Raw genomic sequence first — 13,071 nt, forward strand, 5'->3', positions numbered from 1 at the left:
CGAGAACTCCCGAAAAGGGAGTTCTTTTTTTGATGGCAAAAGGTATTTTTTTTACTGGTGTGGATTTTTCGTGAGGTTTCTTATGAATGCAAAGATTCTTTCTTTGGCGTTTGGCTGCACGCTTGCTTTTGCAGGTGCCGCCGCTGCCGCCACTCAGGCGACATTCTATGTTTCCCCTTCGGGCAGTGATGCTGCCGCGGGTACAAAAGATGCTCCGTTCAAGACGATCACGCAGGCACAAAAAGCCGTGCGCGCTATTAACGGTTCTATGACCGGCGACATCGAAGTCATTCTTCGCGAAGGCACCTATGTACTTCCGTCTACAGTTAACTTCACCGAAGCCGACGGCGGTAAAGACGGCCACTACGTGCGTTATAAAGCGGCCGATGGCGAAAAGCCGCTCATTACCGGCGGTATGCAAATTACCGGCTGGACCATCCACGACGAGGCGAATAACATCTGGAAAGCCGAAGGCGTCGATGGCCGTTTCCGCCAGCTTTACGTGAACAACCGCAAGGCAGTCCGCGCATGTTTCCCCAACGTGATTGATGCAAAGGAAAAAGGCAACGGCGGTTTCGACCACGATTTCGTGCGCCTCACGAAGGTGGACTCTTCGGGCCGCGCCTTCGATGTCTCTGCCGACTACATCAAGAATATCAAGAACATCGAAGACGTCGAAATCCACTTGATGATTGCCTGGTCCGAAAACATTTTGCGCCTGGAAAAGGCCCAGGTGAACGGCGGCACCGCAAAGCTCATCCCCAAGGATCCTGAACGCACCAAGCTGTTCCACCGCGCTTTCCCCATGCTCGGCACCGCCTTCATGAGCAATCCGCCCAAGCAGCAGGTCTTTTATCTGGAAAATTCCTACGACCTGATTGACGCTCCGGGTGAATGGTACCTGGACGAAAAGAATCAAACGCTTTATTACAAGCCCCGTGAAGGCGAAAGCATGGCGACTGCCCACGTGGTTGCACCCCGCCTCAATACTTTGTTCAGCGTTTTGGGTAAAGACACCAAGAACAAAGTGGGCTACATGAGCTTCGAAGGCCTGATCTTTGCCCATTCCAACTATACCCGCCCGAGCGAAGAGGGCTTCTTGGATTTGCAGGCCGCAAACTTCAACGTAGACGTGCTTCCGGATCCTAGTCGCGGGAACTGGGAAAAGTTGAATAGCAACAAGTACCTGCTGTGGCGCCCCGATGCGGCTTTCCGTGTCGAAAATGCGCATCATTTTTTGGTGCAGGGCAACGTGTTCTCGCAGATTGCGGCTACGGGCCTCGACTTTGTCTCGGGCACTAACGATGACATGATCCAGGGTAACGCCTTCTTCGAAATCGGTGCCGCGGGCATTATGCTGGGCAAGTTCTATCAGGATTCCACGACTGAAATCCATATCGCCTACAATCCGAGCGACAAGGACGAAATCAGCACCCGCGATACGGTCAAGAACAACCTGGTCACCAACGTGACGAATGAACACCAGGGTGCCGTAGGTATTGGCGCCGGTTACCCACGCTATGTGGTAATCGAACATAACGAAGTTTCTTACACTTATTACTCCGGTATTTCCATTGGCTTTGGCTGGACAAAGCAGCAGACAGCCATGACCAATAACCATGTGAACTGGAACGAAATTCACCATATTGCCCGCCTGCTTTGCGACTCTGGCCCGATTTACACGCTCTCTAACCAGGGTACCGGCAGCGAAATCCAACACAACTATATCCACGATAACGGAACGTCCAAGTGGGCGGATTACTGGAATGTGCCCATCTACCTGGACGAAGGCTCTAGCGGCTTTACCGTGAAGGAAAACGTGTTCAAGAATTCCCCTGCAGGCGTGGGCCAGAATCAGGCGGGTCAGAATACCTTGCAACAGTCCAATAACTATTACAGCGATGACGTCGTGAACAATGCCGGTATCGAAAAGGCCTTCCGCTATATCCGCGACATCAAGGAAATCCCGCTCGCCGACTTTAACGGTGCTGTGACCCAGGAACCTTACAAGGCCATCTTTAGCGTACCGGGCTTTGTGCAGCTCGAAGACTACGATATGGGCGGCCAGAGCGTATCGTTCTACGACAAGGACTTTGTGAACGAAGGTGGCGCCTACCGCGAAGACGGTGTCGACATTGTGCAGATCGATTCTGCTGACGCCAGCAAGGGTTACGCGATTGGTTACACCCAGGCAGGCGAATGGCTCGAATACAGCGTGAACGTAGTGACTACAAGCAAGTTCGTGTTCCGCGCCAGCGTGGCAGATGGCCTTGAAGGCGGTAGTATTCGCCTGTTTATCGACGGTAAGGCCGTGACCGATACCGTTGCGGTGCCGCAAACCGAAGACTGGAACACCTATACGCTCATGGACGGTGAAACCTCCGAAATTGAAAAAGGCGACCATGTATTGCGCGTGCTGTTCACCGGTAGCTACGTGAATATCGACTGGATCCAGTTCGCGCTTACCAAGGAAGAACTCGGCACCACCGGCATTCGCAAGGTGCCGACCTACAGCATGGACTTTATGCCCAATATGCAGTGTTCGCTCAAGGTTTATGGCGCAAACGGCCGCTTTATGGGTAGCGTAGAACCGCGTGCAGGCCTCGCCCTCACCGAAACGCTCAAGGCAGCCGGCTTTGCCCAGGGTATCTACATGGTACGCGGCTCCGGCATGGCCAAGGCGCTCCGCGTGCAGCTCAAGTAGAGTTTACTCCTTGCCTAATTGCCACCTGGGATTCCTTCCGGGTGGCTTTTTTTGTAAAAAAACGGCCTATAAGAAAATTTTTTTGCTTAAACCTATTGACTTTCGACGATAAATTTTATAAAATTTAATTGTATACAATCAAATGCGGTAAAACACCGTCAGCAACACCCCTCAAAACGGAGGCTCATTATGGCAACCATCTACGATTTCACGCTCACCGACGGCAAGGGCAACCAGGTCCCGCTCGCAAATTTCAAGGGCAAGGTGATGCTCATCGTGAACACCGCGACCGGCTGCGGCTTCACCCCGCATTACAAGCCCATCGAACAGATGTATTCCGATTTTCACGACAAGGGCTTCGAAGTCATCGATGTTCCCTGCAACCAGTTCAAGGGCCAGACCCCCGGCACCGACGACGAAATCCACGAATTCTGCACGCTCAACTACGGCACTGAATTCCCGCAAATGAAAAAGTCCGACGTGAACGGCCCCGACGAACTCCCGCTCTACACCTACCTGAAATCGCAGAAAGGTTTCGAAGGTTTCGGCTTTGGCGTGAAGGCCGCCGCCATGGCAGTACTCCTCAAGAGCATCGACAAGGACTACAAGAAAAATCCCGACATCAAGTGGAACTTCACCAAGTTTGTCGTGGACCGCGAAGGCAACGTGGTCGCGCGCTTCGAACCCACCGCCGACATGGACGCCGTGCGCGCCTGCGTAGAAAAGTTGCTCTAGGAGCGGCCATGAACTGCCCCCAGTTAAAACTCGAAAATCAGCTGTGCTTCCCGCTGTATGCCGCGTCCAAGGAGATCACGCGCCGCTACGCCCCGTACCTGGAACCGCTCGACCTCACGTACACGCAGTACATTGTGATGCTCGTGCTCTGGGAAGAAAAGAAGTGCAACGTCTCTGAACTCGGCAAAAAGCTGTTCCTCGATTCGGGCACGCTCACCCCGCTCCTGAAAAAACTCGAAGCCAAGGGCTACATCCAGCGCACCCGCGAACAGAGCGACGAACGCTGCCTTTCCGTAAGCCTCACCGCCGAAGGCGAATCGCTCAAGCGCAAGGCCGCAAGCGTCCCCAAGTCCATGGCCAGCTGCGTGAACCTCTCCGACACCGAAGCAAAGACGCTTTACACCCTGCTGTATAAAGTGCTGGAAGGGTTTGGGGCTCCTTAAAGAACTTTTACTCAACCAATTTTACTTTATCTGCGATATGGCGTAAAGCGGACATATTTGAACGTGGCGAATTGCATTTTCCGCTTCGGAATCATGATAGTCGAATTGCCCTAAGTTTTCAAGAGAAATACGATAAGCGTTCGAAAGATTTTTCTCGCGCATCATATTCCATAGGCTCTTCATGCCCCCCTGGGTATCTGCCTTGACCTCGATAGGCATGACATGTCCACCAAGGGAATCCACATAATCCACTTCGGACTGGCTATTCTTTTGCATCCGCGTCCAATAGAACAATTCGTGCCGCATATTTGGCGTCTTGTTCCGTAAAAGTTCAAGCCCGGCAACCATTTCTGCCAACGAGCCTTTGTTCACAAGATCCGCGGCACTTGCCGTGAGAATCGCAGAGATTGTCTCGGAAATGTCGCCAAGGGACATATTCATTAGCCGTAATTGCAAACCGGAATCGAGAAGCAGGTATTTTTGGTAAGACGGATCCGCTTCGCTCCCCAAAGGGAGTCCGTTTGCTGCAGAACGTGTTACGGGAGTGACAATTCCCGCAAGGGTAAGCAACTGCATGGCTTCACGGATTTTTTCTGTTTTGTAACCGTTCCCTACCTTTGCATACGTGAATTTCTTTGTGATTTGCAATGCCGCACTTCGGAATGCAGCCCTGAGTAAAGTAGGGTCGACATTCTTCTTGTATTTGGCAAAGTCATCTTCGTACGAAATCAGAATGTCGTCTTGGATAGATTGACACTGTAGATAGTCCTTGCTTTCAACCCATTTGGCGACTACTTCTGGCATTCCGCCCACCATGAGGTAGGTTCTGAAAAGTTCCACGAATTTATTGTGAATCGTTTCCGGCAACGGCTTATCGCTCGATGCCTGGTCGCGGACTTTTAGAAGCTTGTCAAAACCATTTGCCTGCGTGAACTCGTCAAAGGTCATGGGGTACATGAACATGGAATGGATGCGGCCCACGCCAAAAGTCGGGAGTTCCTGTAGGGCGAATTCAAGCAGTGATCCGGCGGCAATCACGTGCAAGCAGGGCAAGTCTTCCTTAAAGAAACGGAGCGACATGATCGCTTCGGGGCAAAGCTGAACCTCATCTAGAAAAAGGAGCGTCTGTCCAGGAATAATAGGCTGGGCACTTATAGCGGAAATTTCAGCAACGATTCTATTCACATCCAGATTTTTGTTAAAAACCTCTTTGTATTCCGGATTCTTTTCAAAATTGATGCTGACGCAATTTTCGAAGTGCTCACCGAGGTGCTCAACAGAACTAGATTTCCCTACTTGGCGTGCCCCACGTAGCAGTAGCGGCTTGTGGCTTTTTTGCTTGGACCATTCCAACAAGAATTTGTCAATTTTTCGCTCAAAATACATTCTAGAACCGCCTCCGGACATTTTCCAAAGAAAAATATAATCAATTTTGGATATTTTCCAAACAAATAATTCGTCATTTTTGGATATTTTCCAAAGAAATAATTCAAAAAAGGCGATTTTAGCGGTTTTTCACCATTCTTCATCAAAAAACCTCCTTTTTCACCGCCCCTCCATGATTGCGCTATTCGCCTTTTTTCCGAATGAGCCGTTTCGTAGTATGCATTTCCTTTTGCAGAAGGCGCATGCGCTCTTCCAACAGTTCCTTCGAAGGCAACGCATCTTTGATGCGGATGTTGTTGTATGTCGCGACCCCCATCGGCGTGTCTAGCCCACGGAAAGACCACTGTACATCGGTTGAATCCATGTTGGAACAAATCAACAGCCCGATTGTCGGATTGTCTTCGGGTGCCTTCAGCAACTCATCTACCGCGTTCACGTAAAAGTTCAGTTTGCCGACAAACTCCGGCTCGAATGGCTTTGCCTTCAGTTCGCAGGCGACGAAACAGCGCAAGCGGATATGGTAAAACAGCAGGTCGATTTTGCGGCTTCGTCCACCTACAAGAACCTCCTTTTGCCGTCCAATGAAGGCAAAACCCGTACCCATCTCGAGCAAAAGGTCGGTGACATTCTTCGTAAGAGCCTCTTCCAATTCGGCTTCGTCGTAAATTTCGTGACCAACAGTAGCAAAGCCGAAATCGTAGTTCTCTTTCAGCACATCTTGAACCAGTTTGCTCTGCAAATCGGGCAGTTTTTCGGTAAAATTGTTGACTATCTTGCCTTGGTGGCTGAAAAGATTCGCCTTGATGCAGTTCTGAAGTGCAGGGCGACTTAATCCCTTATCAACAACCTGGCGAATATAGAAAAGAGCCTCCTGAATACTGTGACATTTGGTTATAATATCTACATGTTGCCCCCAAGGGACGCTAGTAAATATGGAAGGTAAGGTTCCTTCATTCTGCATAAATTTAGCCCGTTCTAATTCTCCAACGGCCCGTTGGAGTTTTTCGCTTTCTAATTCTGCAACGGGCCGTTGCAGTTTTTGCACAGCCTCTTTCTGCGTGTAGAAACAGTACCATTTCTTCATATACCACAGATTCGACACCGAAAATCCGTCCGCATCGGGAAAATCCCGCCGCAAATCCAGGCTGAGCTGTTCCACGACTCCCGAACCCCAGCGCTCTTCGGCCTTTTTGCGCACCAAGTCCCGCCCCAGCAGCCAATTGAACTGCAGTTTTTCGGCATTTACCTTGATGACCGCCTTTACCTGTGCCGAGCGGTAACGCTGCTTTAGTTCCGTAATCCACTCGATGTAATCAGAATCGATATGGATATTGTGAGATTCAATCTTTCGATTTCTCATAAAAGACCTCTCTTTAGTAACAATACAAAGGCAAAAATACGCAGATGCACAACGTATGTTGAGCCTTATATTTCTAGTTTTTATGGGATGCTCTTGCGGTGCTGTTGGCGGGGGCTTTCCCCGGCGTTACCTGGCACCCGCCTTGGCGAGCGCACTCGAGCAGGTCGTGTTCCTGCCAGCTATCCAACAACATCAACAAGAAGGTTGATGAACCCCACCGCGGATGCACGTACGGGCCGCAAGGCCTATGCCGACTGTCGCAGGGATTGTCGTAATTTCAGGTCGAGCGCGCAAGAACAAGTCTGCACACCCGTTCACTAAATATACATTCTCGCGCGGCCCCTGTCAAGAGATTTCTCGAAAATTAATTGTGGCGAATTCACCGTAATTAAAAAGACATTTTCTGTCACTAGCATTATCTATCTTTCGGGGCGGAGGCACTATGGAAAACGACACGTTCGGCGGCGCGATACTCGCATGGGTCAAGAGCGCAAAGGCGTTCCTGAAAGTCCAGGCGGGCTCGGGCGACAACCTGCTCGAAGAAGACATCCAGGAAGGGTTCACCGACTATTGCCTATGGTCCACGTTCCGGCTGGAAAGCATCGACACCGACGGCGAACTGGACATGGAATGCCTGGACAGCGGCATGGTCCTGTTCAGGGAAAACTGCACCCCCGGAGAGGCGCTGGAATCGAGCTACCGGCAAGCCTTCGGCACCGACTTCGACAAGGACGATTGCTTCGTCATCCTGAGCGAAACGTAGTGGAGTCGAAGGATCCAGTGGGGGAAGAGTCCCCCTGCCTGCAGCCCCGGCTCGGTGGCCCTAATGTCACCCTGGAGGGAGCGCGAAGCACAACCGATAGGGTCCATGGCCACACTCCCCGGGTCTTTCGGACACCCCCTCTCCTAGGAGCTCCGCCCCTAAAACCCCGGAACCGCGTGCAGAATTACTTTTCCAAAGCCTTCACGACATCCACATCTGCGGGTAGCCAGTTTACAGAATGAAGTTCTGACATGCTTAACCATTTGGCTGCTTCATGTTCCAAAAGCTCCGGCGCCTTGCCACCCACAATCGTGCAGAAAAAGCAATGCATGGTCAAATGAAATGTCGGATAATCGTAATCAACCGTGCATAGAAAATCACCGACAGAAACATTGATAGCGAGTTCTTCTTTCAGTTCACGAGCTAGAGCCTGTTGCGGTGTTTCGCCAGGTTCCATCTTGCCGCCGGGAAATTCCCAGCCGTCTTTGAAATCACCGTAACCACGCTGAGTTGCGAAAATCTTGTCGCTATCCTTGATGATGCCTGCTACTACTTCGATGTGTTTCATGATTGATAATCCTCTATTTCCACGGTTGTCGTGAAATCGCGATAGATGTTGTCAGGAACACGGTTGTATAAACCAAATTCCATCATAATGGGTTTGTTGTTTTTTACGGTATCTTTATAAGTAAACACTTCACCAAGATACATGAATGGTTGCGTTACGCCTTCGATTTCTTCGAATTTTCGGACGAATAGGTGCAGTTTTACGCCTCTTTTGATATTATCGATTAAATTTTTCCCAACTTCAGAATCTTGTGTTGTGCTATTGGGGGATTCCCATTGGAAAATATCGGGCTTGATGAATTTGTCTTTATAATTGATAGATTCTTTGATGTTGGCGTCTTTGTGTAGATTTACAAAGATGTAATAATTAGGATAATCTAACGTTAATAAGCCTTGTCCTCTAAAAGCGGAATGAGTCTTCTTATAACCGCATAGAAGGGCGATATCTCTCATGGAATATTCATGATATAATTTCAAGAAAGGTAGCCCGCTATCGAACGATTCAAACTCTCGTTGGAAACGCAGTAGATTGTAACGAACCAAATCTGACAACCACAGAAGCGAAACCTCATCGTTTTTTAAACACGTTTTTAAGACCTCGTTAAATGCAAGCGAGTTGTTTTGTAAAACTAGCAAAGACTTGCTGTATTTTGTCAATTCTGCTTTGTCGAAATATTTCCCAGACAACACGTCAGCCGCATGATAGAAACGTTCAGGATGAATTTTGGGTATGTATTTGGAAGCCTCTAAAAGAATCTTGTCGATGGATGCTTCGAAATTTGGACTATCGAGAATGGTCTTTAAAATAATCCATTCCTCAGCCCTTTTAGCCGGACTATAGAAACTGAACAGACGCATGGCTGCCGAGAAGGCGTTGTTGTCTAATGCCAAAGACAATTCTGGATGCGAATCCTTCTCCATATAAGAAGCGAATTCCATATATGTCTTGAATTGCGCATTAAATTGTGTAAAACGAAGCGGATCGATACTTCCGTCTTGTTTTAGATAATCTACCAACATGGGAACTTTCCCGCCACAACTCAAATTCTTGAATGCATTGTAGGATTCTTTCATGTATTTCATGGACATGAATCTTTCTGCTTCGAGTTGGGACAAAATTTGCTCTTTGGTGATTTTATCCATGTGGATATAGGTCCCGTTCGGTAACTCTGCAAAGTCACTTGCAACTTGAACTTTAAGCGTGTCCCTGTCAAAATCGGGCTTTCCGTATAAAGCGATTGCCATCAAAAACGAATTCTTATAATTCCCGATGAAATCAAGAACGGTAACGAATTCCTTGTTTGGTAGCTTTCGAAGGCCTCGGCCTAATTGCTGTATAAAGATGATGCTGGACTCTGTTGGTCTTAACATTAATACTGTGTTTACAGAAGGAATGTCGATACCTTCGTTAAATAAATCAACTGTAAAGATATACTGAAGACTGTCTGAATCGTCTTCGAGACGTTTAACATAATATTCTCTAGTTGTAGTGCCTATTCCATTTCCAGAATACAGCGCAATGGCGACATCTTTCCCATTTGCAGAAAGACGTTTGTTAAATTCATCAGTCATGTATTTTGCGTGCTCTATGTTTGCGCAAAAACCGAGAACTTTGGCCTTTTCTCCATCGTGTCCATAGAATTTGAGTTTTTCAATGATGTAGTCAACTCGTTTTCCAATCATCAACATGCTGGCGATTTGTTGAATAAATTCTTTTGTTCCTGGCGCTGCAGTGATCTTGGAATAGTCAATCCCATCAACATCTTTCAATCCGAAGTAATGGAATGGGCAAATAAGATTGTATTCGAGAGCTTGGCGAAGACGTATTTCTATAGCGATGTTATTGTCGAATATGGAATAGATATCCTGGCCGTCAGTTCGTTCTGGAGTTGCCGTTAATCCCAGTAAAAATTTGGGTTTGAAGTAATTTAGAATATTTTCGTACTGAGGACTTGATGCGTGATGCGCTTCGTCTAGAACGATGTAGTCGAAATCATTCGGTTTGAATTCTGTATAATGCAGGGCAAGCTTGTCTCTTGTGGCAAAAAGAAACCTGCAATTTCTTTCATCAAGATTGCCAGTAAAGGATCCGAAAGAGATTGATTTGTCTATGGTGTAATAAATCTTTTTGAACGATTCTTTTGCTTTGTTTAAGATGTCTTCTCTGTGAACGATGAAAAGGAGACGGTTTGGCTTAAACTGAACAGAATCGAAAACGGACATGTAAGTTTTTCCGCTTCCAGTAGCTGCAATTGCGAGAGCTTTTGTTGCTCCCGTGTCCCTGAGCTGAGCTAACTTGACGACAGCTTCGTTTTGCATTTCATTGGGCTCAATTACGGCGTCATCGTAAGTGAAAATGTCTTCAATATGTTTTGATACTATCGTATCCTTTATCTTTTGAAGATAGTCTCGGTATGATGATAATAAATCGTCTGAATATGCTTTGGCGTAAGGACTGTTCCACAAGTCATCAAATTCTTGTAATACGTTTTTCGTGAATTCGCTGGAGCGTTCCGTTTGGAGGTCCTGATGAAGAACATTCCATTCTACGTTCGTTTTCAAGGCCCTTCCAGTAATATTTGATGATCCAATGATAATAGACCAGTTCCCGTCTTTGGACTGATTTTTAAATAAGTACCCCTTTGCGTGAAACCCATCAATCTTCGTTGGAGGAACGTAGATTTTTAGCTCTATGTTTTGAAATTTCGCCAAACGTTCGATAACCGATGGCGGGGTCATTTCCTTGTATGTTGTCGTCAAAATTTTGCCGGGTATATTTTCTTCTTCTAACAAATGAAGCGTTTCAAGTAAGACTTGTAGCCCCCCGTACGTAATAAAGGCAACGCTTATTTTAAACTCTGCACAGCTCCTTAAATTTTCAACTAAATAGTTAAAAAAGTTTCTTGAACTGTTGTTTCGTATAAATTTGTTGATGGCCATAAATCGAAAAGGATGTCGTTTATCTAATAATCTCGTTCAAAATTATCGGTTTTTTCTCGCCCATGTAGGGCAGAGCCCCAATGGTGTTGTAGTCAACGAATTCTGCCGCTTCTTCATATGTCATCCCATCATTCAGAACCAGGTGCTGGAGCATTTTGGGGTACGAATAGATGACGCGACCATCTTCGCTAACGCCAACGATTGCCGAAAGATAATCGGGGCTTTCGAGGACAACTGCGTCTTCATGCCCGAGTTCGCAGAGGTAATCCTTGAGCGAATCGATGGTTAGGGGAGGTTCTTCGGTTTGCTCGATTATTTTAATGAATTCGCTGGAACTTATTTCGAAAAACTCGGCAATCTTCTCGATGATTTCGAGCGAGACATTCCGGCGCCCGTTCTCGATGTCGCTCATGTAACGACGGCCGATGCCGGTTTCGAGTGCCAGTTTTTCTTGCGAGACGCCTTTCTGCGCGCGCAACGCCCTGAGGGCCACGCCGATGTTCTGCTGTAGGGACATATAATAAACGCTTGTGATGGGTTCCCAGAAAACATATAAATAGCGCAGCATTTAGCCACGCCATATAGTGCACATTATGATTTTTTTTGCTATTTAAAAGAAGATAACGGGAGATAACACAGCTTCTAGGCTATTTGCGTTAGGGATTGTAACCCCTTGGGGTGGGGCAGAAATATCTCTTTTTTCATTTGATTTTATTGTAACGGTTCAATAATATCTAATGTTTCCCGAAACGCCTTAACAAAAGGAATACTATCCTGTGTAATAGTTTGGGAGGTAGGCTTAACTTTACTATCTTCAGACACGAAAAAGTATTTTACGTAATTAAGTGGTGTAACGGAATTGAAGGAAACGCCACCACCATCAATGTCTTGAATATAACCGTCAACAAAGCTTTGGGACCATTTTTCCAGGTTGATTAAATCTAGATAATCATTATTATTAGTTGCAAAAACTAGCCCTTCTTTTTCACCAAGCCAAAACATGATTCCCTGGTGGTCTATCTTTCCATAGTTCAATTTGGGTTTTTCTTGCTTCAATAGGTAACGATACAGGCAATCTACTAATTCAACGGCAAGAATCCAAATACGAGGTTTTTGTAAATCTGGATTTCTTGCTAAAGTTAATTGATGGATCATCTTTGTATGATTGACGAGTTCCATTTTGCTTCTCATTGAAAAGTTTTTCATTACTAATGAGAAAAATCCATCAATTATCTTTTTATCAGATTCTTCATATCCGAAAAATTCATTTTCGAAACCATCTAGGATTAATTCAGAACCATTTGATATATCCCCTATATGGAGAGGAATGATTAACTGAATGAACTTTTGAAAATAATAATCAGCGAATGCAAGTGCTTTTTGCGATGAATGCGATTGATTTATTGTTTGCTTCCCGATATTAAAATCTTTTCCAAAAGCCTTTGAAATGGAATCAGCTAATTCTGCTTTGTTGATAGCAAGTATTTGTATAAATCTAAAATCGTTTTTTTCGGAATCAAAACAAATGTGATGAAGTCTTTCGATAACCTTAATTGCATAATTGGGCAAGCATCTGTCAAGTTCATCTACAATAAAGATAATGCCCTTCCATTCCGATTGCAATTTAAGTAATTGCTTCTGGATGCCTTTAATGCTCTGCTTTATAGAAAAATGTTCATCAACAATATGGGAAAACAAGGGCTTTTTGTCGGCTTTAATGGCCTCTATTGTATTCTCTTTTAAATCATCGAGATTTATTCCTAATTCTTGGAAATTGACTCCAAATTTGTTTTTGGTAATCATGAATAGGAGTTTCGCTAGGAACCTTAGTGCGTTAGATACAACATCTTTTTTTCGTTCTTCACTTGTGGGCAAATCAATGTCCTTTAGGGTGTCGATAATGGTTGATATAATCGCAATAAGAGGCTCTTCGTAGTAATCGTTGCTCCAACAATTATAATGAAAAATAAGATAACCGTTAGTTTTTAATTTCCCTTCTAGCATTTGGAGGACGAATGTTTTGCCAGTTCCCCAAGAACCGTCAATAGCAAAAGAAAACCCATTTTGATTTTGTACTTTATTATCAATGAGGCTTTCGAGTAGTTTGACATACTGTTCGCGATGTAATAAATCTTGTTTATTCATATCGGCAAATCCTGTATTTTAGTTATTG

Annotated in this window: 10 protein-coding genes; 4 read left to right on the forward strand and 6 right to left on the reverse strand. The window is 46.0% G+C overall.

What is annotated here, in order from left to right; all coding sequences use genetic code 11:
* Positions 1 to 82: 82 nt before the first annotated feature.
* From BUC02_RS04400 to BUC02_RS04410, 3 genes are all read left to right on the forward strand, one after another.
* On the forward strand, positions 83 to 2,704 hold the full coding sequence (locus BUC02_RS04400) for a carbohydrate-binding protein (protein ID WP_073319225.1): 2,622 nt from the start codon (positions 83 to 85) through the stop codon (positions 2,702 to 2,704).
* A 189-nt stretch (positions 2,705 to 2,893) separates the two neighbouring features.
* On the forward strand, positions 2,894 to 3,439 hold the full coding sequence (locus BUC02_RS04405; protein ID WP_073319228.1) for a glutathione peroxidase: 546 nt from the start codon (positions 2,894 to 2,896) through the stop codon (positions 3,437 to 3,439).
* Between the two features lie 8 nt (positions 3,440 to 3,447).
* Positions 3,448 to 3,882 carry a MarR family winged helix-turn-helix transcriptional regulator gene (locus tag BUC02_RS04410; RefSeq protein WP_073319232.1) on the forward strand — a complete coding sequence of 145 codons (435 nt, stop codon included), beginning with the start codon at positions 3,448 to 3,450 and terminating at the stop codon, positions 3,880 to 3,882.
* A 21-nt stretch (positions 3,883 to 3,903) separates the two neighbouring features.
* Here the strand turns inward: BUC02_RS04410 and BUC02_RS04415 are convergent, their stop codons facing one another.
* Together BUC02_RS04415 and BUC02_RS04420 are read right to left on the reverse strand one after the other, a co-directional pair.
* Positions 3,904 to 5,268, reverse strand: coding sequence for an ATP-binding protein (locus tag BUC02_RS04415; protein WP_073319811.1), 1,365 nt, complete (start codon positions 5,266 to 5,268; stop codon positions 3,904 to 3,906).
* Positions 5,269 to 5,449: 181 nt separating this feature from the next.
* The gene (locus BUC02_RS04420) at positions 5,450 to 6,628 is read right to left on the reverse strand and encodes a PDDEXK nuclease domain-containing protein (RefSeq protein WP_073319235.1); all 1,179 of its coding nucleotides are present in this window, start codon (positions 6,626 to 6,628) and stop codon (positions 5,450 to 5,452) included.
* 442 nt (positions 6,629 to 7,070) lie between these two features.
* Here BUC02_RS04420 and BUC02_RS04425 point away from each other — a divergent pair, with 442 nt between their 5' ends.
* The gene (locus BUC02_RS04425; RefSeq protein WP_073319238.1) at positions 7,071 to 7,391 is read left to right on the forward strand and encodes a hypothetical protein; all 321 of its coding nucleotides are present in this window, start codon (positions 7,071 to 7,073) and stop codon (positions 7,389 to 7,391) included.
* 184 nt (positions 7,392 to 7,575) lie between these two features.
* Here the strand turns inward: BUC02_RS04425 and mutT are convergent, their stop codons facing one another.
* The 4 genes from mutT to BUC02_RS04445 form a co-directional block, all read right to left on the reverse strand.
* Positions 7,576 to 7,959 carry an 8-oxo-dGTP diphosphatase MutT gene (gene mutT / locus BUC02_RS04430; RefSeq protein WP_073319240.1) on the reverse strand — a complete coding sequence of 128 codons (384 nt, stop codon included), beginning with the start codon at positions 7,957 to 7,959 and terminating at the stop codon, positions 7,576 to 7,578.
* Positions 7,956 to 10,898: a DUF3427 domain-containing protein gene (locus BUC02_RS04435; protein ID WP_073319242.1), complete on the reverse strand. Its 2,943-nt coding sequence runs from the start codon at positions 10,896 to 10,898 to the stop codon at positions 7,956 to 7,958. Before BUC02_RS04435 ends, mutT begins: the two co-directional genes overlap by 4 nt.
* A 19-nt stretch (positions 10,899 to 10,917) precedes the next feature.
* A complete protein-coding gene (locus BUC02_RS04440) occupies positions 10,918 to 11,466 on the reverse strand; it encodes a helix-turn-helix domain-containing protein (protein ID WP_073319244.1) in 549 nt (182 codons plus the stop codon).
* A 143-nt stretch (positions 11,467 to 11,609) separates the two neighbouring features.
* Positions 11,610 to 13,043, reverse strand: coding sequence for a KAP family P-loop NTPase fold protein (locus BUC02_RS04445; RefSeq protein ID WP_073319246.1), 1,434 nt, complete (start codon positions 13,041 to 13,043; stop codon positions 11,610 to 11,612).
* Positions 13,044 to 13,071: the final 28 nt, after the last annotated feature.

Origin of the sequence: Fibrobacter sp. UWOV1 (assembly GCF_900142495.1) — a bacterium.
Lineage (GTDB): Bacteria > Fibrobacterota > Fibrobacteria > Fibrobacterales > Fibrobacteraceae > Fibrobacter.

What these genes read in the sequence shown, in the direction of transcription:
- BUC02_RS04400 (WP_073319225.1), top strand. Translation starts at nt 83, where the DNA reads ATGAATGCAAAGATTCTTTCTTTGGCGTTTGGCTGCACGCTTGCTTTT.
- BUC02_RS04405 (WP_073319228.1), top strand. Translation starts at nt 2,894, where the DNA reads ATGGCAACCATCTACGATTTCACGCTCACCGACGGCAAGGGCAACCAG.
- BUC02_RS04410 (WP_073319232.1), top strand. Translation starts at nt 3,448, where the DNA reads ATGAACTGCCCCCAGTTAAAACTCGAAAATCAGCTGTGCTTCCCGCTG.
- BUC02_RS04415 (WP_073319811.1), bottom strand. Translation starts at nt 5,268, where the DNA reads ATGTATTTTGAGCGAAAAATTGACAAATTCTTGTTGGAATGGTCCAAG.
- BUC02_RS04420 (WP_073319235.1), bottom strand. Translation starts at nt 6,628, where the DNA reads ATGAGAAATCGAAAGATTGAATCTCACAATATCCATATCGATTCTGAT.
- BUC02_RS04425 (WP_073319238.1), top strand. Translation starts at nt 7,071, where the DNA reads ATGGAAAACGACACGTTCGGCGGCGCGATACTCGCATGGGTCAAGAGC.
- mutT (WP_073319240.1), bottom strand. Translation starts at nt 7,959, where the DNA reads ATGAAACACATCGAAGTAGTAGCAGGCATCATCAAGGATAGCGACAAG.
- BUC02_RS04435 (WP_073319242.1), bottom strand. Translation starts at nt 10,898, where the DNA reads ATGGCCATCAACAAATTTATACGAAACAACAGTTCAAGAAACTTTTTT.
- BUC02_RS04440 (WP_073319244.1), bottom strand. Translation starts at nt 11,466, where the DNA reads ATGCTGCGCTATTTATATGTTTTCTGGGAACCCATCACAAGCGTTTAT.
- BUC02_RS04445 (WP_073319246.1), bottom strand. Translation starts at nt 13,043, where the DNA reads ATGAATAAACAAGATTTATTACATCGCGAACAGTATGTCAAACTACTC.